Source organism: Pseudarthrobacter sp. KH_020_B, assembly GCF_057840185.1.
In genome coordinates, this window is sequence record NZ_CM174506.1 from 2584759 (window position 1) to 2609478 (window position 24720).

The window sequence follows — 24720 nt, forward strand, 5'->3', positions numbered from 1 at the left end:
GTTAGAGGACGTCCACGCCGTCCAGCCTGACCTGGACCGGTTCCGTGCTCCTCTTGGCGGCGGCCGCAGCCTTTGTTGCCCGCAACACGCGGGTGACAGCGGCCGCCTGCCCGTAGGCGAAGAACAGCAGGGTCCTGGCGTCGTCGCCGGCACCCCCGGCTCCCCCGGCGGCGGGACCGGTGAGGACCAGCGGCGCCGGTCCGGCGGTCCGCAGCGCGACGCCGGCGGCGGCCAGCTCTTTTTCCACGCTCCCGGAAAAATGTACGACGGCGGCCCGGGGGCCGGTGACCGAGGCAATCCTGACGGCCGGCGGCAGCTGGAGCTCCATCCGGAGTTCCAGCTCGCGCCGGGCGTACCCGGCCGGGTCCCACCGCAGCAGCGCGCCCACAGCAACACTTTCCGTCGCGGTGATGACCACCAGTCCGCCGTCGGACGCCGGGCGTACAAGGGCCGCGGCGTTGAACCAGCGGCGTACGGTGTCCTCGCCGGCGCGGAGGTTCTCGCGGCGGAGCAGGGAGTCGCCGTCGAGGAGCAGCGCCGCGGCGTAACCGCCCTCCGCTACGGGTTCGGCCCCGACCGTGGCCACCACCAAGGCCTTGGCGCTGCCCACGCCGGCCTTGACGTTGCCGCCCGAGGACGTAATCACGGCTTTTCCGGGAAACGCCCTGCCCAGCTCTTCGGCTGTGCGCAGGACACCGGTGGCGCCCTTCCGGAGTTTGTGGCCCGTGCAGTGGGCACACTGCCACGCCGGCGCCGGTGTGGAACACCACCGGCACTGCGGGATCGCAGGGCTGCCGCTGGCTCCGGACAGGGCGAGGGGACCCTGGCAGGCCTGGCACCGGGCAGGCTCGCGGCAGGTTTCACAAACGAGCGACGGAGCGTAGCCGGCGCGGGCCACCTGCACAAGGACGGGCCCGCGTTCCAGTCCTTCCTTGGCGGCGCGCCAGGCGGCACCGGGAAGCCGGGCAACCAGGGCAAGGGGGTCGCGTTCCTGTTCGAAGCTGTCCGCTGTGTTCAGGACTCGGGGCACGGTGCGTCGTGCAAACGCCCGATCGGCCTCGACGGGCATGGCCCACCCGGCCTCCACCAGCCGCTGGAGTTCCGTGCTCCTGGAATGGCCCGCCATCAGGCAGGCGGTGCCTTCCTGATCCGCGCGCAGCAGCAGCACGTCACGGGCATGGGCGTACGGGGCACGCTGTTCGATGTGGAGATCATCGCCGTCGTCCCAGCAGGCAACCAGGCCCAGATCCCGGACCGGGGCAAACGCTGCGGAACGCGTGCCGATGGCCACACGTGCGGACCCGGCCAGGAGACGCAGGAAATTCCGGTAGCGCGGCGTCGGCCCGTCATCGGCCGTCAGGCGGGCGATATCGTCGGCAGGCAGCACCTCCAGGAGGGCCTTTTCGAGCTGGTCCAGGTCCCGGTAGTCCGGCACCACCACCACGGCGCCGCGGCCGGAGTCCCTGACTGCTGCCACGGCCGTTGCCAGCAGGTGCGGCCATGCTGCCGGGCCGAATCCCTGGAGCGGATTGAAGACCGCCCGTGGAGATCCGCCGTCGCGCAGATGGCGGACAAATGCCGGGCCGTTGCGGTACCCGGCCCAGTCTGCTTCGGTCCCGGCAGGGGCGTCAGTGCCGGTCAAGGCGTCGACGTGCGGATCCGGTGCCGCAGGCTCTGCTGCGGGGGGCGAGAGGAAGTCCTTCTCGAGCCTGGCCATGCGCGGAGGCACCGCGACGCGAAGCACGTCACTGACCGTGCCCGCATACCTGGCCGCGACGGCGGACACCAGATCCCGGACAGCCGGTGTCAGGACAACGACCGGGGAGACCACTTTCTGCAGGGGCACCAGAGTGTGGCCGGCGTCGGACTCTGCAGTCCGTTCAATGATGAACCCGGACAGGTCCTGGCCGTTGAAGCTGACCTTGACCCGGACGCCGGCCTGTGCGGCCTCGTCCAGTTCGGCCGGCACGCTGTAGTCGAACGGCCGGTCCAGATGAGGCAGCGGCGTCTCCACGAGGACCCTGGCCACCGGAAGGTGCGCGGCCAGCGGAGGTCCGGACGGCCTGGCCTTCGCAGGGAAGCCGTGAAGCAGCGACAACTGGACAGCGCCGGGAGGGACAGACTCATCAGAGGCCATGGCGGACTGGCCTACGCGTTGAAGAAGGCCTTCAGGTCCTCCACCCGGTCCAGTCGCTCCCAGGTGAAGTCGGGATCGTCACGGCCGAAGTGCCCGTGCGCGGCGGTTTTGGCGTAGATGGGGCGCTTGAGGTCCAGGGCATCGATGATGGCACGCGGGCGGAGGTCGAAGATCTCCGCGATGGCGGCGCTGATCTTGGCCGGGTCCACCGTCTCCGTGCCGAAGGTTTCGACGTAGGTGCCCACGGGACGGGCCTGGCCGATGGCGTAGGCGATCTGGATCTCGGCCCGCTTTGCCAGCCCGGCCGCCACGACGTTCTTGGCAACCCAGCGCATCGCGTAGGCAGCGGAACGGTCCACCTTGGACGGGTCCTTGCCCGAGAAGGCGCCGCCGCCGTGGCGGGCCATGCCGCCGTAGGTGTCGACGATGATCTTGCGTCCGGTCAGGCCGGCGTCACCGACGGGTCCGCCGATGACAAACTCGCCGGCCGGGTTCAGGATGTTGGCAGCCCGGGAAATGTCCAGGTTGGCTGCAGCCAGGACGGGCTCAATGACAAAGGAGGCGAGGTCCGCGCGCAGGCGGTCCAGGCTGGTGCCTGCGGCGTGCTGGCTGGAGATGACGACGGTTTCGACCGAAACCGGGACGTCCTTGTCGTAGCCGATGGTGACCTGGGTCTTGCCGTCGGGGCGGAGGTAGGACAGCTCGCCGGACTTGCGCACCTCGGTGAGGCGTTCGGACAGGCGGTGTGCGATCCAGATCGGCGTCGGCATGTAGGACGGGGTTTCGTCGCTCGCGTACCCGAACATGAGGCCCTGGTCGCCGGCGCCCTGGAGGTCGTAGTCGTCCTCCTGGCGGCCTTCACGAGCTTCGAGGGAGTTGAAGACACCGCCGGCGATGTCGTTGGACTGCTGCCCAATGGAGACAGACACACCGCAACGGGCACCGTCAAAGCCATTGGCCGAGGAGTCGTAGCCGATGCCCAGGATGGTCTCCCGGACGATCTGCGGGATTTCGACGTAGGCGTCGGTGGTGACCTCACCGGCAACATGGACCAGGCCGGTAGTGGCCATGGTCTCCACGGCGACGCGGGACTCGGGATCCGCGGCGAGCAGTGCATCCAGGATGGCGTCACTGATCTGGTCGCAGATCTTGTCCGGGTGGCCTTCAGTGACCGACTCGGACGTGAAGAGCCGGAGGGCGGAGGGCGTGGCCCCGTGGGTGTGGGGAATGTGCAGCGGTAAAGTCACTCAACTACCTTACTGGTTGGGAATCGGACGTCCGGCGGCGTGTGTCCCCGTGCTAAGGAAACGGTGCGTGGCTTTCGGTCAGGCGCGTGGCGAAACGTGGTTCAGCTCATAGCCGACCCGCGTGATGACGGCGACCGAAACCTCTGTTTTGGTTCCGGCGGCCAGTTGTGGTTCGGTGCCCGAGCGGGCAAGGATGACTACCGAGTTGCTGTCCTGGCCAAAGACCTTGTCCGTTCCCACATGATTGACCACCAGGAGGTCGCAGCCCTTGCGCTTGAGCTTTGCCTCCGCGTAGGTCAGGACATCGCCCTGGCCGTCACCGGTTTCCGCCGCGAAGCCCACAATCAGCTGGCTGCGGCGGGCGGCCTGGTTTTCGGGAGCGTGGTCCCGGACCTCTACCAGTTCCTGGAGGATGTCCGGGTTCCGGACCAGGGAAATGACGGGGTCAGCGGTGTCATCACGTTTTTTGATCTTGGTGCCGGAGATCTCCGCGGGGCGGAAGTCCGCCACGGCCGCAGCCATGATCACGACGTCGGAATCCGCCGCGGCTGCCAGCATGGCCTCGCGCAACTCCAGGGCGGTCTCCACGGTCACGACGTCGACTCCGGCCGGCGCCGGGACCTCCATATGGGCGGCGACCAGCCGGACCGTGGCGCCCGCGTTGCGGGCAGCGACGGCCAGCGCCACGCCCTGCTTGCCGGAGGACCGGTTGCCCAGGAAGCGGATGGGGTCCAGCGGTTCCCGCGTGCCGCCTGCGCTGACGGTGACGGTCCGGCCTGCCAGCGGAAGCTGGTAGTCGGACTGACCCTGCGTCAGTCCAATGGCGGCGTCGAAGATGGCTTCCGGCTCAGGCAGGCGGCCGGGACCGGAGTCGGTGCCGGTGAGCCTGCCGCTGTCCGGTTCCAGGACGGCAGCTCCCCTGCTCCGCAGCGTTTCCACGTTGGTGCGGGTGGCGGCGTGCTGCCACATCTCCGTGTGCATGGCGGGGGCGAAGAGCACCGGGCCGCTGGCCATCAGCAGCGTGTTGGTGAGGAGGTCGTTGGCTTGTCCGGTGGCCGCGCGCGCCAGCAGGTCCGCGGTCGCCGGTGCCACCACAATGAGATCGGCCTCATGGCCAAGCCTGACGTGGTTGACCTGGTGGACGCCGTCGAAGACGCTGTTGCTGACCGGGTTCCCGGACAGTGCCTCCCACGTGGCGACCCCCACAAAGCGGGTGGCTGCCTCAGTGGGAATCACCGTGACGTTGTGGCCGGCTTCAGTAAAAAGCCGGAGGAGCGATGCGACCTTGTAGGCCGCAATCCCTCCCCCGACTCCGAGGACTATGCGCACGTGACCTCCGTCAACAGGGCAGTCTTAACTTATTCTGCGGGTTCGATCGGCGTGGAAACGAGCTTGCCTTCGTTGATTTCGCGCAAGGCGATGGACAGCGACTTCTCGTTCAGCTTGGTGTCGACCAGGGGGCCGACGTACTCGAACAGGCCCTCATGCAGCTGGGCGTAGTAAGCGTTGATCTGACGTGCACGCTTGGCACCGAAGATCACCAGGCCGTACTTGGAATCAGCTGCCTTAAGCAGTGAGTCGATCGGCGGGTTGATGATGCCTTCAAGGTTCGTGGACACGAATTCTCCAAATTCTAACGGGCTGGCTGGTACCGGCTAGTTGTGCGGGTGCGGGGTCAGCCCCATGAGTGAAACAAGCTCGTCCGCTGCCCGGCGAACGTCATCATTGATGACGGTGTGGTTAAACTCCGGTTCAGCGGCAAGTTCCAGTTTAGCTGTTTCCAGGCGCTGCTGCTGCTCCTGCTCGGTTTCCGTGCCGCGGCCCACCAGGCGGCGGACCATTTCGTCCCAGGTGGGCGGCGCCAGGAACACAAACTGGGCGTCCGGAACGGCCTGCTTGACCTGGCGGGCACCCTGCAGATCGATCTCCAGCAGGACGGACCTGCCGGCGGCGATGGCCTCGTCCACGGAACTCCGCAGCGTGCCGTAGGTGTTCTGGCCGTGGACCACTGCCCATTCCAGGAACTCGCCGGCCGCAACGAGGGACTCGAATTCTTCCTTGGACTTGAAGAAGTAGTGGACGCCATCCTGCTCACCGGGCCGCGGAGCGCGGGTGGTGGCCGATACGGAAAGCCAGACTTCGGGGTAGTTATCCCGGATGTAGGTGGACACGGTGCCTTTGCCAACAGCCGTCGGACCAGCGAGGACTGTCAGTCCCGGTTTCTTGCTCACGTATTCCTTTGCGGCGGAGTTTGGGTTCGGGCGCCGCTATGGACGCCCTATTTCTCGTCTATAAAATCTACCAGCGCCTGGCGCTGGTGAATGCCCAGCCCGCGGAGGCGGCGGGACGCCGCGATGCCCAGCTGCTCCATGATGGCGGCAGCCCGGACTTTTCCGATGCCCGGCAGCGCCTCCAGCAGTTCCACCACCCGCATCCGGGCCAGGGCGTCATCCGCGGCGGCGGCGCCAATAAGGTCCGCCGCCGACGTCTTGCCGTTTTTGAGGCGATCTTTCGCGGCCGCCCTGGCGGCCCGCGCGGCGGCCGCTTTGTGCAGGGCGTCCGCGCGTTCCGAAGCGGATAAGGGTCGCAGGCTCATGGAGGACACCCCCGGATTCATCGGCTGAGTCCAAGGCGACCGCCATTGGACTTGTCCTGAAACCTACCCCTTGGTGGGCGGCGAATCAATGGATGCCAGCATTGGGCACCTATTCGCCGCGGAGCCCCTCGAGCGTGCGCAACGCAGCTTCACGGAGACCCTGGGCCCCTGGACCGGCAGCGAGGATATCCCGGCTGGACGTGCCCAGGACCTGCGGGTATGCGGCCCCGAAGGTCCGGCGCAGGTCTGCCGGGGTGGCGCCCTGCGCGCCCAGTCCCGGGGCCAGGATGGGTCCGCGGACCGCCGGCAGGTCCAGGTTCAGGTCAGTCAGCGCTGACCCCACGGTGGCGCCGACGACGAGCCCAACGGACCCCAGGCTGCCGGCGTAACGGCTGTTTTCTGCCGCTGCCGCCTGGATGATCCGCCGGGCCACGGAGTCGGCTCCGCCCACATGCTGCACGGAAGCCCCCTCCGGATTGGACGTCAGCGCCAGGACAAAAACGCCGCGCCCGTTGTCCGCCGCCAGGTCAAGGGCCGGGCGGAGCGACTCAAACCCCAGGTACGGGCTGAGAGTCACGGAGTCGGCAGCCAGGGACGAGCCGTCCCGCAGCCAGGCGTCCGCGTAGGCAGCCATCGTGGAGCCGATATCCCCCCGCTTGGCATCAGCAATGGTGAGCACCTGGCCCTGGGCCGCAGCCAGCACTTCTTCCAGGACTGCCATCCCGGCCGAGCCGTGGCGCTCGTAAAGCGCCACCTGCGGCTTGACCGCGGCAGCGAGCGAACCGACAGCCTCCAGGACCGTCAGCGAAAACCGCCTCAGCCCGGCGGCGTCGTCGTCCAGTCCCCAGCTCTGCAACAGTGCCGGGTGCGGGTCAATGCCCACGCAGAGCGGCCCGCGGGCCGCCATGGCCGCCCCGAGCCGGGAGCCGAAGGACTCCCGGCTCGCGGGTGTTGATGATGTGGAACCGGACTCAGGCATGCTGCGAAACCGCAGATTCGTCCGCCGCGTTCTCCGCGGCGGCCTTCTGGGACGCCACCAGGGCGGCGGCGTGCTCCTGCAGGCTGGTCACTGACCACTCGTAGGTGCGCATCGCCTCGATGGCCTGCACCGCCGCGTTGAACTCGGCCACCGTGGTGATGCAGGGGATGCCGATGGACGTCGCGGCGGCACGCAGGGCGTAGCCGTCGCTGCGGGCTTCACCGCCGGAAGGCGTATTGAAGACCATGTCGATCTCGCCGGCGATGACGAGGTCCGCGATGGTGCCCTCACCTTCGGCGCTGCTGCCCTCGGCGACCTTGCGGACCGTGCTGGCCTGGATGCCGTTGCGGCGCAGGACATCGGCGGTGCCACCCGTGGAGACGATCTCAAAGCCGAGGTCCGAGAGGCGCTTGACGGCCATGATGACCGCACGCTTGTCCCGGTTGGCCACTGAGACGAAGATCTTGCCTTCGGTGGGCAGGGCGTTGTTGGCGGCTGCCTGGCTCTTGGCGAAGGCTGTGTCGAAGTGCTTGTCGATGCCCATGACTTCGCCGGTGGAGCGCATCTCCGGGCCGAGCAGCGAGTCCACTACTTTGCCTTCCGGGGTGCGGAAGCGGCTGAACGGAAGCACGGCTTCCTTGACCGAGACCGGAGCGTCGAGCGGCAGGGTGGAGCCGTCGCCGGTTTCGGGCAGCATCTTGTAGGCGGTCCGGAGCTGGTGGATGGTGACGCCCGTGCCGATCAGCGCGGCGGCCTTGGCCATCTGGACGCCCGTGGCCTTGGAGACGAACGGCACGGTACGGGAGGCACGCGGGTTCGCTTCGAGCACGTAGAGGACGTCTGAGGCCAGCGCGAACTGGATGTTGATCAGGCCGCGGACGCCCACGCCCTCGGCGATGGCGCGGGTTGCCGTGCGGACGCGCTCGATCACGTTGTTGCCCAGGGTGATGGGAGGCAGGACACACGCGGAGTCGCCGGAGTGGATGCCGGCTTCCTCGATGTGTTCCATGATGCCGCCCAGGTACATGTCGGTGCCGTCGAAGAGCGCGTCGACGTCGATTTCGACGGCGTCCTCCAGGAAGCGGTCGATCAGCACCGGGTGGTCCGGGGTGATTTCGGTCGCGTTGGCGATGTACCGGGACAGGTTGGCCTCGTCGTAGACGATTTCCATGCCGCGGCCGCCGAGTACGTAGGACGGGCGGACCAGGACGGGGTAGCCAATCTCGTCGGCGATCTTCTTGGCGTCGTCGAAGGACACCGCGGTGCCGTTCTTCGGCGCGATCAGCCCGGCGTTCTCAAGCACGCGGGAGAACTCGCCACGGTGCTCGGCGAGGTCGATCGCTTCCGGGGACGTGCCCAGGATGGGGACGCCGGCGTCGGCCAGCTGCTGCGCGAGCTTGAGCGGGGTCTGGCCACCGAGCTGCACGAAGACCCCCATGACGCCGCCGGTGCGTTCCTCCGCGGCGATGACCTCGAGGACGTCCTCAAGGGTCAGCGGCTCGAAGTACAGGCGGGTGGAGACGTCGTAGTCGGTGGAGACGGTCTCCGGGTTGCAGTTGACCATGACGGTCTCGTAGCCGGCCTTGCGCAGCGCCATGGAGGCGTGGACGCAGGAGTAGTCGAACTCGATGCCCTGGCCGATGCGGTTGGGGCCGGAGCCGAGGATCAGGATGGACGGCTTGGCGTGCAGCGCAATCTCGTCCTCCTCGTCGTAGGACGAGTAGTGGTACGGAGTGTAGGCGGCGAACTCTGCGGCGCACGTATCCACGGTCTTGTAGACCGGACGGATCCCGAGGGCCTGCCGGACACCGCGGACCACGGCTTCGGAGTTGTGCGTGAGGGAACCGATCTGCTCGTCCGAGAAGCCGTGGCGCTTGGCACGCTTGAGCATCTCCACGGTCAGGGCTCCGGCCTGGCGGATCTCGTGGGAGATCTCGTTGAGCAGCTGGAGCTGGTCCAGGTACCAGGGGTCGATCTTGGTGGCTTCGAACAGCTGTTCCACGGTGGCGCCGCCGAGCAGGGCACGTTGGACCTGGTGCAGCCGTTCGGTGGTGGGCCGCTTGGCCTTCTCGATCAGCTCCGGGACTTCCCATTCGGGGACGGAGGTGAAGTCCAGCTGCGAGCCCTTCTGCTCCAGGGAGCGGAGCGCCTTCTGCAGGGCCTCGGTGAAGTTGCGGCCCATGGCCATGGCTTCGCCCACGGACTTCATGGTGGTGGTGAGGGTGTCGTCTGCCGCCGGGAACTTCTCGAAAGCGAAGCGCGGAACCTTGACCACCACGTAGTCCAGGGTGGGTTCGAACGACGCCGGGGTCTTCTGGGTGATGTCGTTCGGGATCTCGTCCAGGGTGTAGCCGAGGGAGAGCTTGGTGGCGATCTTGGCGATGGCGAAGCCCGTGGCCTTGGACGCCAGGGCGGAGGACCGGGACACGCGCGGGTTCATCTCGATAACCACTACCCGGCCGGTGTCCGGCTCGATGGCGAACTGGATGTTGCAGCCGCCGGTGTCCACTCCCACCTCACGGATGACGGCGATGGAGATATCGCGCAGCCGCTGGTATTCGCGGTCCGTCAGGGTCAGCGCAGGTGCCACGGTGATGGAGTCGCCGGTGTGCACGCCCACGGGGTCGAAATTCTCGATGGAGCAGACCACCACGACGTTGTCGTTTTTGTCGCGCATCATCTCAAGCTCGTATTCCTTCCAGCCGAGGATGCTCTCTTCGAGCAGCACCTCGCTGGTGGGGCTGTACTGCAGGCCCTGGCCCACGATGCGGCGGAGGTCGTCTTCATTGTAGGCCAGGCCTGAGCCGAGGCCGCCCATGGTGAAGGAGGGCCGGACCACCATGGGGTAGCCGAGGTCCTCGGCGGCGGTGAAGGCCTCGTCCATGGTGTGGATGATGTGGCTGCGGGCCGATTCGGCGCCGCAGCGTTCCACCACGCCCTTGAACTTTTCGCGGTCCTCGCCGAGCTCGATCGCGGCAATGTTCGCACCGATGAGTTCCACGTTGTACTTTGCCAGCACGCCGTTTTTGTCCAGCGCGATGGCCGTGTTCAGCGCGGTCTGCCCTCCGAGGGTGGGCAGGATGGCGTCCGGACGCTCCTTGGCGATGATCTTCTCCACCACCTCGGGGGTGATGGGCTCGATGTAGGTGGCATCGGCGAACTCGGGGTCCGTCATGATGGTGGCCGGGTTCGAGTTCACCAGGATGACCCGCAGGCCCTCCTCCTTGAGGACACGCAGTGCCTGGGTGCCGGAGTAGTCGAACTCCGCGGCCTGGCCGATAACGATCGGGCCGGAACCGATGACCAGGACGCTCTTAAGGTCAGTTCTCTTGGGCATTACTTCTTGTCCTCAGTCTTGGAATCGGTGGTGTTCTCTGAGCCGGTTTTGGTGACGGCCATCAGGTCGATGAAACGGTCAAACAGGTAGGCGGCGTCGTGCGGGCCGGCCGCGGCTTCCGGGTGGTACTGCACCGAGAAAGCGGGGATGTCCAGGCACGCGAGGCCTTCGACGACGTCGTCGTTGAGGCTGATGTGGCTGACCTCAACGCGGCCGTAGCGCTCCTCGGGAGCCTGCGTGGCGCCGTCGAGCGGTGCGTCAACGGCGAAGCCGTGGTTCTGCGAGGTGATCTCCACCTTGCCGGTGCGGCGGTCCAGGACGGGCTGGTTGATGCCGCGGTGGCCGTAGCGGAGCTTGTACGTTCCAAAGCCCAGGGCGCGTCCCAGGATCTGGTTGCCGAAGCAGATGCCGAAGTACGGCAGTTTCTCGTCCAGGACGGAGCGCAGCAGCTTGACCTGGGCGTCAGCCGTGGCGGGGTCTCCGGGGCCGTTGGACATAAAAAAGCCGTCCGGGTTGACGGCCTTGACGTCCTCGAGGGTGGAGGTTGCCGGCAGGACATGGACCCGGACGCCGCGCTCGGCGAACCGGATGGGGGTCATGGCCTTGATGCCGAGGTCGATCGCGGCGATGCTGAAGCGCGGCTCGCCGTCCCAGCCGTGGTCCTTGGGGTCCACCACGTAGGCTTCGGTGACGCTGACTTCCTCGGCGAGGCGGGCGCCTTCCATGGGGGCGCTGGCCAGGACCGCGTCAAGGAGTTCCTTGTCCGAAACCTTGGCGGCGTCGCCCGAGAAGATGCCGGCGCGCATCGTCTTGTGCTCGCGCAGGTGGCGGGTAATGGCGCGGGTGTCCACGCCCTGGATCCCCACGATCCCCTGCTCGATGAGCTCTTCGTCCAAGGAGCGTTCGGAGCGCCAGTTGGAGGGGCGGCGGGCGGCGTCGCGGACGATGTAGCCGTCCACCCAGATGCGGCGGGACTCGGCGTCGTCGCTGTTCACACCCGTGTTGCCGATGTGCGGCGCCGTCTGCACCACCAGCTGGCGGGCGTAGGAAGGATCGGTGATGGTTTCCTGGTAGCCGGTCATGCCGGTGGCGAACACCGCCTCACCCAGGGCCGTGCCCTGCGCGCCGTAGCTGGTGCCGCGGAACATGCGGCCGTCCTCGAGGACCAGCACCGCCGGTGTGGGAACTGTGGTGGAAAGGGCTGCTGGTGCCGCAGTCTCTGCTTTTGCTGTCGCTGTTTCTGTCACTGTCTTACTTTCCACTCTGGGGATCCTGGGAATGTTCCTGGGGGGCTGCGGCGATCAATTGCTGAAGGGAGTCATAGAGGGTGTCTTTGTCGGCGGCCCGGCGGGTCCGGAAGCCCGTGTCGAGTTCGTGGGTCCCGAGGTCCCACGTGAGGACCAGGAGGCCGTCCTTTTCAACGAACTTGCCGGCCATTCCGCTTTCCTGCCGGACGGCGGAGAGGCTTCCGGCCGGGATGTAGAGCGCCGGCGCACCGGTCCTGTCGAAGAGGACGCCGTGCGGGTACACGCTGAGAACGGCGTTGGTGCGGATGCCGAGGCTGTGGACCGCGATCCGGTCCAGCCAGTCTCCGGCGGTGGTGGAGGCAACGTACTGGCCGTCGGCCCCGGCGAGCGGCGCCCCGGGCGCCTCTGGCACGTCGGGCAACCGGCCGACGTCGGCCTGCCGCCTGAGGCGGTTACGCCAGCCTGCCCAGATCATCAGCAGGACGACGGCGATGAGCGCGGCCGTGATGAGGCCGGTGAGTAGTTTGGTGTCCATCAGGAGGCGCCTGCCGCAGCCTGTTCGCGGTACGGCGTGTTGAGCTTGCCGTCCAGGACGGTGGGGTGGCCCTTGTAGAAGGTGGACACCACCTTGCCCGGCAGCTCCAGGCCGGCGAACGGGGAGTTGCGGCCCATCGTTGCCATCTTGGCCGGGTCAACGGTCCAGCGGGCCGCGGGGTCCACCAGGATGATGTTGGCGGGCTCGCCGGTTTCCAGGGGACGGCCCTGGTCCGCCACCCGGCCGATCTGCGCGGCGGCCGTTGAGGTCACGCGGGCGAAATCGGCCCACGTCATGAGGCCGGTTTCGATCATGGTGTGCTGGACCACGGACAGAGCGGTTTCCAGCCCGGTCATGCCCATGGCGGCCTGCGCCCACTCGCATTCCTTGTGCTCGCTCGGGTGCGGGGCGTGGTCGGTGCCCACCACGTCGATGGTCCCGTCGGCCAGTCCGGCGCGCAGGGCCTGCACATCGGCATCCGTCCGCAGCGGCGGGTTGACCTTGTAGACAGGGTTGTAGCTGCGGACCAGGTCGTCGGTGAGCAGGAGGTGGTGCGGGGTGACCTCGGCGGTGACGTTGATGCCGCGTTCCTTGGCCCAGCGGATGATCTCAACGGACCCGGCGGTGGAGACGTGGCAGACGTGCAGGCGGGAGTCCACGTGCTGCGCCAGCAGGACGTCACGGGCGATGATGCTCTCCTCGGCCACCGCCGGCCAGCCGGTGAGTCCGAGGACGGCGGAGACGGCGCCCTCGTTCATCTGGGCTCCGGCGGTAAGGCGGGGTTCCTGCGCGTGCTGGGCCACCACGCCGTCGAACGCTTTGACGTACTCCAGGGCGCGGCGCATCAGCACCGGATCGTGGACGCAGAGGCCGTCGTCAGAGAACATACGGACCTGGGCGCGGGAATCGGCCATTGCGCCGAGTTCGGCGAGCTGTTCGCCGGCCAGGCCGACGGTCACGGCGCCGACGGGGCGGACGTCCACCCAGCCGGCCGCGCGGCCCAGGCTGTGGACCTGTTCCACCACGCCGGCGGTGTCCGCCACCGGGTTGCTGTTGGCCATGGCGTGGACCGCGGTGAAGCCGCCCAAGGCGGCGGCGCGGGTGCCGGTCTCTACGGTTTCGGCATCTTCGCGGCCGGGTTCGCGCAGGTGCGTGTGCACGTCCACCATGCCGGGCAGGGCTACGAGGCCGGCGGCCTCGATGACGGTGGCGCCGGGTGCGTCTTTGTGGGCTGCAGCGGCTGCGCCCCGGGCGGCGATGACGCCGTCACTGATGAGCAGGTCCTCGGCCCCGGCGCCCAGGATCGACGCACCGCGGATCAGGTAGGTTCCGTTGTTCTCTGCCATCAGTTGCTCTCCTTGGTGGAATTGTTGCGGGCCGCGCCCGCCGTGGCGGCTGGTTCGCGGGTATCCCCGGAGAGCAGCAGATAGAGGGTGGCCATCCGGACCGAGACGCCGTTGCGCACCTGCGCAAGCACGGTGGAGCGGGGCGAGTCGGCGGCGGCGGAAGAAATCTCCAGGCCACGGTTCATGGGTCCGGGATGCAGGATGATGGTGTCCTTCAGCCCCAGGCTGTCCAGGGCACGGAGCCGGTTGTCATCGAAGCCCCAGCGGCGCGAGTATTCGCGGGTGGAAGGGAAGAACGAGGCGTTCATCCGCTCGCCCTGCACGCGCAGCATCATCACGGCGTCCACACCCTGCGCCAGAGTGTCATCCATGTTGTAGCTGACCTTGCACGGCCAGTGTTCGACGCCGATGGGCAGCAGGGTGGGTGGCGCCACGAGGGTGACGTCGGCGCCGAGCGTGCGGAGCAGCCAGACGTTGGAACGGGCCACGCGGGAGTGCAGGACGTCCCCGGCGATGGCTACGCGCATGCCTTTGAGGTCCGCCCCGGTCGAGGCGGAGCCCGCCAGCTTTGACCAGTGCCGGCGCATGGTGAAGGCGTCCAGTAGGGCCTGCGTGGGGTGTTCGTGGGTGCCGTCGCCGGCGTTGATGACGGCGGCGTCGATCCAGTCCGTCGCGGCGAGCCGGTGCGGCGCGCCCGAGGCCCAGTGGCGGATCACGACGGCGTCCGCGCCCATGGCTGCCAGCGTCTGGGCTGTGTCCTTGAGGGATTCGCCCTTGGAGACGGAGGAGCCTTTGGCGGCGAAGTTGATGACGTCGGCGGACAGCCTCTTGGCGGCTGCCTCGAAGGAGATCCGCGTGCGGGTTGAGTCCTCGAAGAAGAGGTTCACCACGGTGCGGCCGCGGAGGGCCGGGAGCTTCTTGACTTCGCGGTCCCCTACGGCAGCCATTTCTTCGGCGGTGTCGAGGATGCGGATGGCGTTGGCCAGGCTGAGGTCTTCTGTGGAGAGGAGGTGTTTCACGCGCCGCCCTCGATAACCACTTCGTTGACTACGGACCCGTCGGCGGCGGTGTCGGTTTCCTCGAGGCGGACCCGGACCTTCTCGGCGGACGAGGTGGGCAGGTTCTTGCCCACGTGGTCGGCCCGGATGGGCAGCTCACGGTGGCCGCGGTCGATCAGCACAGCGAGCCGGACGATCCGCGGGCGGCCGAGGTCGATAATGGCGTCAAGGGCGGCACGGATGGTGCGGCCGGAGTACAGGACATCATCAATGAGCACCACAACCTTGTTATCGATTCCCGTTCGCGGGAGCTGTGTGGGGTACGGCGGCCTGGTGGGCTGGTGGGAAAGGTCATCGCGGAACATGGTGACGTCCAACTGCCCGACGATGGCGGTGGCGTCCACGGTAGGATCCGCGGCTGCAATCTTGTGTGCGAGGCGGACGGCCAGCGGGTAGCCGCGGCGGGGGATGCCCAGCAGGACCAGGTCCTTGGACCCTTTGTTGGCCTCAAGGATCTCGTGGGCGATTCGAGTGAGTGCACGGTCAATGTCCGCCTGGTTGAGGACAACCCTGGCTGGAACCGGTGCGTTTGTGACAGCAGTCAAACTCTCGTCTCCCCTTTCCCCGCCTCACGGGACGGAATTAAAAAAGGATCATTTGCGTTTCAAAATTACCACACCGGCAGGGGCATCATAGGCTTCCAGTATGTCCATGCACCCTCAGCAGCCGGGTTCCGGCCAGCCCGGCGGGCCGGCCGGTCCGCCGGATCCCTTCCCCACGCAGGCCAACCCCAGCTGGATGGGCCGGATTGAACCGGAGTACTACCGCCCGGCGCCCGGAACCAACGCAGCCCAGCTGCCGCCGCTGGGGCCGCCACAGGCAACCCTGGCAGGCAGGCGGTCCACCGGCATCCTGGCACTCACGGTGGGAGGCGCCGCCCTTGTTTTCCTGAGCCTGTTCCTGGTGGTGCCGTTCCTGCTGGCCAACACCGGCGTGGGCGGGTTCCTGGTGGGCTTTGTGGTCTCATTGATCCCGCTGTCCGCGGTGCTCCTTGCCGTCTACCTGATCGACCGGTGGGAACCGGAACCGAAGCGGCTCCTGTTCTTCGCGTTTACCTGGGGCGCGGCGGTGTCCATCGCCGTCACACTGCTGGTCCAGCCGTTCTTTGCCCTGACCTTCCAGTTCAGTGACGTGGCTGACTTCCAGACGTTTATGGCCACCGTCCAGGCGCCCGTGGTGGAGGAGTTCGCCAAGTCCCTGGGCCTGCTGCTGATCCTGCTGCTGGCGCGCAAACACTTCGACGGTCCGGTGGACGGCATAGTCTTCGCCTTCACCATCGCCGGCGGCTTCGCGTTTACCGAAAACATCCTCTACTTCGGACGGGCCATCGCCGAATCCGCCAGCCCGGGAACGGATTTGGCCCAGATCTTCCTCCTCCGTGGGGTGATGTCGCCGTTCGCACATGCCATCTTCACGGGAACCACCGGCCTCATCATGGGTTTCGCGGCCCGCCGCTGGCACTCCGGGGCCTCGGTGCTGGCCTTTGTCATCGGGCTGATCCCGGCGATGCTGCTGCATAACCGGTGGAACAGCATGGGCGCGGGGTTCCTGGCGGAGTACATCCTGATCCAGGTGCCCATCTTTGTACTGGCCGTTGTGGGCATCATCCTGCTCCGCGTCGCTGAAAACCGGCTCACCCGCCAACGGCTGCTGGAGTATTCCGCGGCTGGCTGGTTCAGCCCTGCCGAGGTTGAACTGTTGGCCACTCCGCGCGGCCGGCGGACCGCCCTGCACTGGGCGGCCGGCTACCACCGCCGCCCGCAGATGAAGGCGTTCCTGCACTCTGCCACCCAGCTCGCCTTCATCCGGCAGCGCATCCTCAGCGGCCACGATGTCCGGCTTCACCAAATGGAGGAACAGCAGCAATTGCAGCGGATTCTGTCGTTGCGCGCCGCCGTCGCGGGCTGACTGGCACGCTGCCTGTGTTTCTGGGGTTACGTTCCCTGGAGAGCTTTCGGCCCGGCCGTCATTGACAGTGCCTCATCGAGGACTTTGCCGAAATTCGCCGCATCGTGGGCGAACCGGCCCAGAAAAAGTCCGGAGACGCCGTCGAGCGCGGGCAGCAGCCCTGGCTTGGCCGACCCCCCATAGATGACAGGCAGCTCCCCCAACGCACTGCCTGCCTCGTGCGAATGGGCAGCCAGCAGCCTCCGGAGTGAACGCACGACGGCGGCGACGTAGCCTGCGCCGGCGGGCTCCGCTGCGCCAATGGCCCAGACCGGTTCGTAGGCGATCACGAGCCGGGATGCCAGGGCCCAGTCACCGCCTACCGCCTCGTTGATCTGCTGGTGGACAAACGCGGCCGCGGCGCTGGCCCCGGTCCCACGCTTTTCATCGCGGGTTTCCTCGCCGACGCACAGCAATGGAGTGATGCCGGCGTCGTCGGCTGCCCGGACCTTCCGGGCGATCATGGTGCTGTCCTCGCCGAAGTGCCGCCGCCGTTCGGCGTGGCCGATCTCCACGAGGGCTACCCCCAGTTCGGCCAGGAGCGACGGCGACACCTCACCTGTCCACGGCCCGTCCGCCCAGCCGCAGTTCTGGGCCCCCAGCAGAAGCCGTGATCCTGCGAGGACACGGCCGGCGGCCGGAAGGACCGGGAAGGAAGGGATCACAAACGGGACCACCCGCCCGGCCGCAAGGGCCGGACGGGAGTCCGCTTCATGCTGGATGCGGGCGAGCCAGTCCAGGCAGTCCCGGTACCCCATGTACATCTTGGTGCTGACGCCGATGTAGAGGATCTCCGGGGTGCCGCTGTGCTCAGCGCTGCTGCATTCGGTCATGGCGTCCGGTCACTCGTTGTCGAGCAGATCGTCCGCTTTGTTGCGGAACCTCTTGGTGGCGTACATCATGATGGCCGCCACAAACGGAAGCACGCCCAGGGCGTAGACGCCCATGGTGCCCGTGTCCGATGCGGTGACCTGGTTGACCGTGGTCCGCAGGATGGGCGCCACGAAACCGCCCAGGTTGCCCAGCGAGTTGATGAGGCCGATACCCGCAGCGGCCGCCGTTCCGGTGAGGAACGCCGTCGGGTAGGACCACGCGATGGGACCGATCGAGAGGAAGCTGCACACCGCGAGGGTGATGAAGATGATGCCCAGCGCCGGGAGGTGGTTGGAGCCTGCCCAGGCGGAGCCGAAGATGCACAGGCCGGTGGAGACAAACAGGCCGGTGCCCCAGACGCGGCGGCGGACGATGGTGTTGGCCGCTTTGCCTATGAAGTAGCACGCGAAGATGCCGAAGAACCATGGGATGGCGGCCAGCAGGCCCACTTCGATGCCCACCTTCTGCCCGGTGAGCTGTGCCACCTGCTGCGGCAGGTAGAACGTCACGCCATAGACGGCAATCTGGAGGCAGAAATAGATGGCGGTGAAGTACCAGACCTTGCGGTTCTTCATGGCGGCGAGGACACCGCGGGGGCCGTCCTTTTCCTTGACCCCGTCTTCGAGGGCCATAACGTCCAGGAGTGCCTTCTTCTCGTCCTTGTCCAGGAATTTCGCGTCCTGCGGGGAGTTGATGAGGAAGAAGTAGGCGGCAATACCTGCGAGCACCGCCAGCATGCCCTCAACGAAGAACATAACCTGCCAGCCGGCAACGCCGGGAACCTGGTCGCCGATGTTGATGAGCCATCCCGACAGCGGGGCGCCCATCATCTGGGAGAACGGCTGGGCCAGGTAGAAGATGGCGAACATCTTCACGCGGACCTTGTTGGGGAACCAGGCGGCCAGGAACATGATGACGCCCGGGAACAGGCCGGCCTCAGTGACGCCCAGCAGGAAGCGGAGGATCACAAACGATGTCTCGCCCTGGACAAAAGCGAAGCAGGCGGAGACGATGCCCCACGTGATGGCGATGCGGGCCAGCCACATCTTGGCACCGTACTTGGTCAGCAGCAGGTTGGAGGGGATCTCGAACAACGCGTAGCCGATGAAGAAGATGCCCGCGCCGAGTGCGTACGCGCCGGCAGTGATGCCCCTGTCCACTTCCAGTGCTGCCTCGGCGAAGCCCACGTTGGTGCGGTCCAGGAATGCCACGACGTACAGGATGACGAGCATCGGCATCAGCCGGAAGGAGGCCTTGGAGATCGCCGATTTGAGGACCGGTGAATCCAGTAACTCCTTGGTGGCGTTTGTTCCAGTGGTGACAGTCATTCGAACTCCTCGTTGAGTAAGTACTTGAGCAAATCAGTGGAAGATGTTGGAGCGGTCAGAGCGAAAATGCGATGAGCGCTGCGCCGACCAGGCAGGCGAACACGCCCACGGCCAGGTAGATTCTGCGTTCCTTGGTCCAGGAGCCCATGGTGGTCCTTCCTAGTGCATGTAGAGTCCGCCATCCACGTTCAGCGTCTGGCCGGAGATGTATCCGGCGTCCTCGCTGATGAGGAAGGCGATGGCTGCTGCGATGTCGCGGCTGGAACCGACGCGGTTGACCACGAGGTCCTTGGTGAGTTCGTCTTTGCGTTCCTGGCTGAGGGTGCCGCCCATGATGTCCGTGTCGATGGGGCCTGGGGATATGGCGTTGACAGTGATGTCGTACTCCCCCAGTTCGCGGGCGGTGGCGCGGGTCAGGCCGATGACCCCTGCCTTGGCCGCAGAGTACGGCGTCTTGGAGAAGGTGCCGCCGCCGCGTTGCGCGGAGACCGAAGAGATGTTCACGATGCGTCCGATCCGGTTCTTCGCCATGGATTCGGCGACGCGGCGGGTGGCGTAGTGGACACCGTTGAGGTTGACGCTCATAACGCGGTCCCATTCCGCGGCGTCCAGTTCAAGGTAAGGAACAGGTGAGCTGACGCCGGCCACGTTGGCCAGGGCTACGACCTGCGGCAGCTCTGCCTCGATCGAGTCGATGGCTGCGCGGACGGAGGCTTCGTCTGCCACGTTGGCGCCTACACCGTGTGCCTGGACGCCATATTCGGCGGCGATTTCCTTGGCGGCGGCCTTGCACAGGGCGTCGTCGAGGTCGATGATGCCGATGTTCCAGCCCTGGGCGGCCAGGTAGTTGACGGTGGCGCGGCCGATACCGCGTTCGGAGACGGCTCCGGTGATGATTGCGGTGCGTTCAGTGGGGAAAGTGGTCACGGGAATGCTCCTTAGTTGATGGGGGCCGGGCCGAGCTCGTCGATGAGCTTCTGCATGGCCACGTAGGCCCTGTTGCGGTAGGCGATGAGTTCCGGGGTGCGTTCGGCCGGGACGTTGAGGAAGCCCGCGCCGGTCTTGGTGCCGAGTTTGCCTGCCTCCACCAGGTCACTCAGGATCTTGGGCGTGGCGAAGCGCTCCGGGAATTCGGTCTGCAGGGACTTGTAGCAGAAGTTGTAGACGTCCAGGCCGGCCATGTCTGCGATGGCGAACGGACCGAAGAACGGCAGGCGGAAGCCGAAGGTGGTGCGGACCAGGGTGTCCACGTCCTCAGCGGTCGCGATTCCCTGCTCCACGAGCTGCGCGGCCTCGTGGAAGAGGGCGTACTGCAGGCGGTTCAGGACGAATCCGGTGACGTCCTTGACCACCGCGGTCTGCTTGTTGGCGGCATGGACCAGGTCCCGGACGGCACCGACGGTGGCGGCCGACGTGCCTGCATGGGGGATGATCTCCACACCGGGGATAAACGGGGACGGGTTCGAGAAGTGCACACCCAGGAACCGCTCCGGGTTGGCGACCGGCTCGGACAGCTCCGCGATGGAGATGGTTGACGTGTTGGAACCGATGACAGCGTCGGCGCGGGCCGCGGCGCTGATCCGTGCCAGTGTCTGGTGCTTGATGGCGATGACTTCGGGCACGGCTTCTTCGATGAAGTCGGCCTCCGCCACGGCTTCTTCGATGTCCTTGGCCGCCCACAGGTTCTGCTTGAGGATTTCGGTGGATCCCTCGGGGAACAGGCCGTCGGCGACGAACTGGTCGGATTCGGCCAGCAGCCGTTCGTAGTTGTTCTGCGCCACCTCGGCGGAAACATCTGCCAGGGCAACGCGGGCTCCGCCCAGTGCCAGGACCTGGGCGATGCCGCCGCCCATGTAGCCCGACCCGACGACGGCGATCTTGCGTGAGCTGTTACGTGTTGTGGTCATAATCAGACTGCCTTCGTGTATTCGGGCTCGTAGGAGCAGATGGCGTCGACCTTCTCGGCGGACGCTGAACTTTCATCAAACCGGTACTCGAGCCACTCGCCCACGAGCTTCTTGGCGAGCTCCAGGCCGATGACCCGCTGGCCCATGGTGAGGACCTGGGCGTTGTTGCTGAGGACGGACCGCTCCACGGAGTAGCTGTCGTGGGCCGTTACCGCACGGATTCCGGGTACCTTGTTGGCCGCGATGGCCACGCCCAGTCCCGTGCCGCAGATGAGGAGGGCGCGGTCCGCTTCTCCGTCCGCCACTTTACGGGCGGCATTGACCGCGACGTGCGGGTAGGCGGTGGCATCGTTGGCGCCCACGCCGACGTCCAGCACCGAGGCAACGCGACTGTCTGCTGTGAGCAGCGCCTTCAGGGCTTCCTTGTATTCGACGCCGGCCTCATCGTTGCCGATGACGATGCGCCAACCTTGTGATGTGCTCATGCCTGTGCTCCGTTTCCTGCCGTGGTGGCCAGCTGGGTTTCAGCCAGTTGTTGATCGAGGTGTTGTGAGATCCGCGCCGTGATCAGCCCAAAGGAGACAGCCCCGGGGTCGGGGTGGCCCAGGCTCTTTTCGGCGAGCGGACGGGCGCGGCCCTTGAGAGGGCGCAGTTCTGCGGTGCGGGCGGCAGCGAGCTCGGCTGCCGCGGCGGCTGCCGCCAGCGCTCTGTCAACGGGCGCTCCGCCGTCGAACTCGGTGAGGAACGCGTTCCGGAACGGGAGCAGCGCGTCCACCATGGTCTTGTCGCCGGCTTCAGCCTTGCCGAGTTCCGTGATGGCCGAGACGAAGGCCGTGACGGCCGCGGCCGCGTCCTCTCCGGAGTAGCGGTCCTTGTTGCCGAGCGACTGTCCGGCCGCGATGACGGCGGACCCCCACAGTGCGCCTGAGGTTCCGCCGGCGCGTTCGCTCCAGGCCTCCCCCGCCGCGGCCAGGATCCGCCCCACGGAGGCGCCGGCGCTGGCTTCCGCCGCGGCAGCCGCAGCGTCCACGCCGCGGCGCATGCCGATGCCGTGGTCGCCGTCGCCGGCAATAGCGTCCAGTTTCCCCAGCTCGTCTTCGTGTTCGACGACGACGTCCCGCACCTGGGCGAGGACGGCCACGGCCTGCCGGCCGAGCTCCGCCGCCGCAGGGGTGGACTGTTCGACGTCGGCGGTTTCGGCGTCGTCGATTCCCGCTGTCTGGCGCAGTGCGCGCGGCGACATGCTGCCCTTGCGGAAGGCAGGGGTGTCTGCCGGTGCCGCCCAATACTGTTCGAGTTCCTCGTCCAGCCAGAGCAGCGTGAGGGAAAGCCCGGACATGTCCAGGCTGGTGACCAGTTCGCCGCATTCCGGTTCCACCACGGTGAGGCCGGCGTTGACGAGGAGTTTCTCCACCTTGCCGAAGAGGAGGAAAAGTTCGTCGTACTTGACGGTTCCCAGGCCGTTGACGATGGCCACGACCCGGTTGCCGGCGTCGTCTGGCTTGTCATTGAGGAGCTTGGTGACGAGGAGTTCGGCCAGCTCGGAGGCCGCGGGCATGGCATGTTCGGAGATGCCCGGCTCTCCGTGGATGCCCAGGCCCAGTGACATCTGGCCGGCCGGGACGTGGAACAGCGGGTCCTTGGCACCCGGGAGGGTGCAGCCGTCGAAGGCCACGCCCAGCGAACGCGTGCGGTAGTTGGTCTTGATGGCCAGGCGCTCGACCTCGCCGAGGTTCAGTCCGGCTTCGGCCGCGGCGCCCGCGATCTTGAAGACTGTCAGGTCGCCGGCGATGCCGCGCCGCTTCTCCAGCTGGTCCAGGGGTGCGCTGGCGATGTCGTCGGTCACCGTGACCGTGCGCGTCTCGATGCCCTCGGCGTTGAGCCGCAGCTGGGCCTGCCCGAAGTGCAGTACATCGCCGGCGTAGTTGCCGTAGCTGAGCAGCACGCCGCCGCCGGCGTTGGCCGCCTTGGCTACGCGGTAGACCTGGCCCGCCGACGGGGAGGCGAACATGTTGCCGCAGGCCGAGGCCGTGGCCAGCCCTGGGCCCACGAGTCCGGCGAAGGCGGGGTAGTGGCCGGAGCCGCCGCCCACTACCAGGGCCACCTGCCCGGCGGGGACTTCGGTGGACCGGACCACGCCGCCGTCCACGTGGGCAACGTAGCCGCGGTTCGCCGCCACAAAGCCGTCCAGCGCCTCATCCGCGAAATCAGCGGGATTGTCGAAGATCTGTGTCATGGCTGTTCCTTAGACTCCTGCCAGTTCCGCGGCGGGCTGTTGCCGCCCCTGGGACACCTGGCTCTGGCCGAGCGCATAGCCGTTGGCCTTGGGCAGGATCTGGCGGCGCAGGTAGTCCTGGTTGCTGGCTGTGACACTAAGTCCGTCGCCGCCGTAGTGCTCGGTGCAGAGGATGCCCTGGAAGCCGACGGACAGTGCGATCTTGAAGGCTTCGCGGTAGTTGATGAGGCCGCTTTCCATCGGCGCCGGCATGGTGATGTAGCTGTCCCGGGCCACGTCTTCGTCGCGGATGTAGTTCTTCATGTGCCAGTAGTTGGAGTACGGCAGGGTCTTGGCCACCATCTCGCGCCAGTCCTCGATGGGCCGGTGCAGGCGGATCAGGTTGCCGAGGTCCGGGTTGAGTCCCACGTTGTCCAGCCCGATGTCCTGCACCAGCTGGACTGAGGAATCGGCGGTGCCCAGGTAGGTGTCCTCGTACATCTCGAGCGAGAGCAGGATGCCGGCGTCTGCTGCGTGCCGGCCCAGTTCACGCAAACGCGCGACGGCGTTGCCCCAGGCTTCCTTATCCCCCACCGGGTCCTTGTGGCCCTCCACGGTCCAGAACCACAGCTGCTTCTGCTGCTCGGCGGTCAGTGCCTGGTGCAGGCCGAAGGACACAACTTCGCAGCCGAGTTCCGCGGCGGCGTCGATGGTCCGGTGGCTGTAGGCGAGGTTGTCTGCCCACTCCGTCTCGTGGATCACGCTGCGGCGGATGGCGGAGATGACCGGGATTCCGATGCCCACAGTCTCCGCGGTCTGCTTGAACTCGGCGAGCCGCTCCGTGCTCAGATCGCCGGGACGGACCCAGCTGTCGGTCAGGTCAGCGTTGGCAAAGCCGGCTTCCTTGACCTCGGTCAGGACTTCCGCCCAACTGGACGCATCGGCGTCGTTGATCTGCGTTCCCTTGCCGTCAGTTCCCGGAAACTGCAGCAGTGCTGCGGTGATGGGCCAATTCTCAGCTGTGTAAGCCACGATGCTTCACTCCTTCATAATCCTCTTTCCTATAGGATCTACTATCAAAAAAGAGTTGTCAAGATCACATCCTTGAGGTGCCCTTCCCAACTAGGTCGCATTTAATGTCGCCATGGGCGCTCATAACGACACTAAATGCGACCTACATGGGGTTGGGGTTAGCTTTCCGGGGCGTCGGCAATCGCCCGGGAACGGACCCTGCGGATGTGGTCCGCCATGGCTGCCGCCGCTTTGTCCGGATCGCCAGTGGTAACGGCTTCCAGAACTGCCTGGTGTTCCGCGATGGCATGCTCGGCGTCCGTGATGCCCACCCCGCCGAAGAGCCGGAACCGTTGGACCTGACCCCCGAGGGCTGAGTAAGCGGCCTCCATAAACTGGTTGCCGGTCTGCCGCGCAATCAGCTGGTGGAACCGCTCATCCGCCTCGAGATAGTCCTTGAACTCGGCAAACGAAGGCCCCCGCGGTGCGGATTTCAGGTCCTCGACGGCCTGCTCGAGCTCGGCCAGGCCATGCGGGTTCATGCGTTCACAGGCCAGCCGGGCGTTGACAGGCTCGATTGCCAGCCGCGCCTCCATCAGCTCCGCAAAATCCTCCTGCGTAAAAACGGGAGCCACACGATAGCCCTTCAGTGCCACCCTCCGGACCATTCCGGTGTGCTCAAGCCGCGCCAGGGCCTCACGGACAGGAGTGGGGGAAACGTCCAGCTCGCGGGCCGTGCCGTCAATGCTGACCACTGCTCCAGGGGCCAACCGGCCATCCATGAGGGAGGCCAGGAGCTCCGCATAAACGTGGTCCGCCAGCACCTCGCGGCTGACCGTGCGGCCGCTCCTGCGGGGGCCGGTCTGGTCATCTGGCCTGCTGCCGGCGCGGGGGCCTTTGGACGCGTTTTGCATATTCAGATCCTATAGGAAGCGCCGGTCAGCGATCGTTGCCGGG

The 24720-nt window shown here is 66.7% G+C and carries 22 protein-coding genes; 1 reads left to right on the forward strand and 21 read right to left on the reverse strand.

Going from position 1 to position 24720, the window contains the following annotated elements; translation table 11 throughout:
- Window position 1 precedes the first annotated feature (1 nt).
- From AC3IT0_RS11830 to pyrR, 13 genes are all read right to left on the reverse strand, one after another.
- Complete coding sequence (locus AC3IT0_RS11830) at window positions 2-2137, reverse strand: primosomal protein N' (RefSeq protein ID WP_489319995.1); 2136 nt, start codon at window positions 2135-2137, stop codon at window positions 2-4.
- A gap of 11 nt (window positions 2138-2148) precedes the next feature.
- Window positions 2149-3384 carry a methionine adenosyltransferase gene (gene metK, locus AC3IT0_RS11835; RefSeq protein WP_489319996.1) on the reverse strand — a complete coding sequence of 412 codons (1236 nt, stop codon included), beginning with the start codon at window positions 3382-3384 and terminating at the stop codon, window positions 2149-2151.
- Between the two features lie 78 nt (window positions 3385-3462).
- Entirely contained in the window at window positions 3463-4713 is a 1251-nt protein-coding gene (coaBC, locus tag AC3IT0_RS11840; RefSeq protein ID WP_489319997.1) for a bifunctional phosphopantothenoylcysteine decarboxylase/phosphopantothenate--cysteine ligase CoaBC, read from the reverse strand.
- Between the two features lie 29 nt (window positions 4714-4742).
- Window positions 4743-5003, reverse strand: coding sequence for a DNA-directed RNA polymerase subunit omega (gene rpoZ, locus AC3IT0_RS11845; protein WP_489319998.1), 261 nt, complete (start codon window positions 5001-5003; stop codon window positions 4743-4745).
- 36 nt (window positions 5004-5039) lie between these two features.
- Entirely contained in the window at window positions 5040-5615 is a 576-nt protein-coding gene (gmk, locus tag AC3IT0_RS11850) for a guanylate kinase (protein WP_489319999.1), read from the reverse strand.
- Between the two features lie 47 nt (window positions 5616-5662).
- Entirely contained in the window at window positions 5663-5980 is a 318-nt protein-coding gene (gene mihF / locus AC3IT0_RS11855; RefSeq protein WP_489320000.1) for an integration host factor, actinobacterial type, read from the reverse strand.
- Window positions 5981-6089: 109 nt separating this feature from the next.
- Complete coding sequence (gene pyrF, locus AC3IT0_RS11860; RefSeq protein WP_489320001.1) at window positions 6090-6959, reverse strand: orotidine-5'-phosphate decarboxylase; 870 nt, start codon at window positions 6957-6959, stop codon at window positions 6090-6092.
- The gene (carB, locus tag AC3IT0_RS11865) at window positions 6952-10296 is read right to left on the reverse strand and encodes a carbamoyl-phosphate synthase large subunit (protein WP_489320002.1); all 3345 of its coding nucleotides are present in this window, start codon (window positions 10294-10296) and stop codon (window positions 6952-6954) included. The genes pyrF and carB overlap by 8 nt, the downstream gene beginning before the upstream one ends.
- The gene (carA, locus tag AC3IT0_RS11870; protein ID WP_489323780.1) at window positions 10296-11567 is read right to left on the reverse strand and encodes a glutamine-hydrolyzing carbamoyl-phosphate synthase small subunit; all 1272 of its coding nucleotides are present in this window, start codon (window positions 11565-11567) and stop codon (window positions 10296-10298) included. The genes carB and carA overlap by 1 nt, the downstream gene beginning before the upstream one ends.
- Complete coding sequence (locus tag AC3IT0_RS11875) at window positions 11548-12078, reverse strand: PH-like domain-containing protein (RefSeq protein ID WP_489320003.1); 531 nt, start codon at window positions 12076-12078, stop codon at window positions 11548-11550. The genes carA and AC3IT0_RS11875 overlap by 20 nt, the downstream gene beginning before the upstream one ends.
- The gene (locus AC3IT0_RS11880) at window positions 12078-13424 is read right to left on the reverse strand and encodes a dihydroorotase (RefSeq protein WP_489320004.1); all 1347 of its coding nucleotides are present in this window, start codon (window positions 13422-13424) and stop codon (window positions 12078-12080) included. The genes AC3IT0_RS11875 and AC3IT0_RS11880 overlap by 1 nt, the downstream gene beginning before the upstream one ends.
- Window positions 13424-14443 (reverse strand): aspartate carbamoyltransferase catalytic subunit, encoded by a 1020-nt coding sequence (locus AC3IT0_RS11885; protein WP_489320005.1) that lies wholly within the window; start codon window positions 14441-14443, stop codon window positions 13424-13426. The genes AC3IT0_RS11880 and AC3IT0_RS11885 overlap by 1 nt, the downstream gene beginning before the upstream one ends.
- A complete protein-coding gene (gene pyrR / locus AC3IT0_RS11890) occupies window positions 14440-15027 on the reverse strand; it encodes a bifunctional pyr operon transcriptional regulator/uracil phosphoribosyltransferase PyrR (RefSeq protein ID WP_489320006.1) in 588 nt (195 codons plus the stop codon). The genes AC3IT0_RS11885 and pyrR overlap by 4 nt, the downstream gene beginning before the upstream one ends.
- 100 nt (window positions 15028-15127) lie before the next feature.
- Here pyrR and AC3IT0_RS11895 point away from each other — a divergent pair, with 100 nt between their 5' ends.
- Window positions 15128-16390: a PrsW family intramembrane metalloprotease gene (locus AC3IT0_RS11895; RefSeq protein WP_489320007.1), complete on the forward strand. Its 1263-nt coding sequence runs from the start codon at window positions 15128-15130 to the stop codon at window positions 16388-16390.
- A 26-nt stretch (window positions 16391-16416) separates the two neighbouring features.
- On the opposite strand, the gene AC3IT0_RS11900 is transcribed toward AC3IT0_RS11895, so the two are convergent.
- The 8 genes from AC3IT0_RS11900 to AC3IT0_RS11935 all read right to left on the reverse strand — a co-directional run bounded on the left by AC3IT0_RS11900 (window position 16417) and on the right by AC3IT0_RS11935 (window position 24677).
- A complete protein-coding gene (locus AC3IT0_RS11900) occupies window positions 16417-17262 on the reverse strand; it encodes a triose-phosphate isomerase family protein (protein ID WP_489320008.1) in 846 nt (281 codons plus the stop codon).
- A 9-nt stretch (window positions 17263-17271) separates the two neighbouring features.
- Complete coding sequence (locus AC3IT0_RS11905) at window positions 17272-18630, reverse strand: MFS transporter (protein ID WP_489320009.1); 1359 nt, start codon at window positions 18628-18630, stop codon at window positions 17272-17274.
- A gap of 159 nt (window positions 18631-18789) precedes the next feature.
- Window positions 18790-19557 (reverse strand): SDR family NAD(P)-dependent oxidoreductase, encoded by a 768-nt coding sequence (locus AC3IT0_RS11910; protein WP_489320010.1) that lies wholly within the window; start codon window positions 19555-19557, stop codon window positions 18790-18792.
- Between the two features lie 11 nt (window positions 19558-19568).
- Window positions 19569-20537 (reverse strand): 3-hydroxyacyl-CoA dehydrogenase family protein, encoded by a 969-nt coding sequence (locus AC3IT0_RS11915; RefSeq protein WP_489320011.1) that lies wholly within the window; start codon window positions 20535-20537, stop codon window positions 19569-19571.
- Window positions 20538-20539: 2 nt separating this feature from the next.
- A complete protein-coding gene (locus AC3IT0_RS11920; RefSeq protein ID WP_489320012.1) occupies window positions 20540-21022 on the reverse strand; it encodes a ribose-5-phosphate isomerase in 483 nt (160 codons plus the stop codon).
- A complete protein-coding gene (gene dhaL, locus AC3IT0_RS11925; protein ID WP_489320013.1) occupies window positions 21019-22773 on the reverse strand; it encodes a dihydroxyacetone kinase subunit DhaL in 1755 nt (584 codons plus the stop codon). Before dhaL ends, AC3IT0_RS11920 begins: the two co-directional genes overlap by 4 nt.
- A gap of 9 nt (window positions 22774-22782) precedes the next feature.
- The gene (locus AC3IT0_RS11930; RefSeq protein WP_489320014.1) at window positions 22783-23784 is read right to left on the reverse strand and encodes a sugar phosphate isomerase/epimerase family protein; all 1002 of its coding nucleotides are present in this window, start codon (window positions 23782-23784) and stop codon (window positions 22783-22785) included.
- Between the two features lie 158 nt (window positions 23785-23942).
- Window positions 23943-24677 (reverse strand): GntR family transcriptional regulator, encoded by a 735-nt coding sequence (locus AC3IT0_RS11935; protein WP_489320015.1) that lies wholly within the window; start codon window positions 24675-24677, stop codon window positions 23943-23945.
- Window positions 24678-24720: the final 43 nt, after the last annotated feature.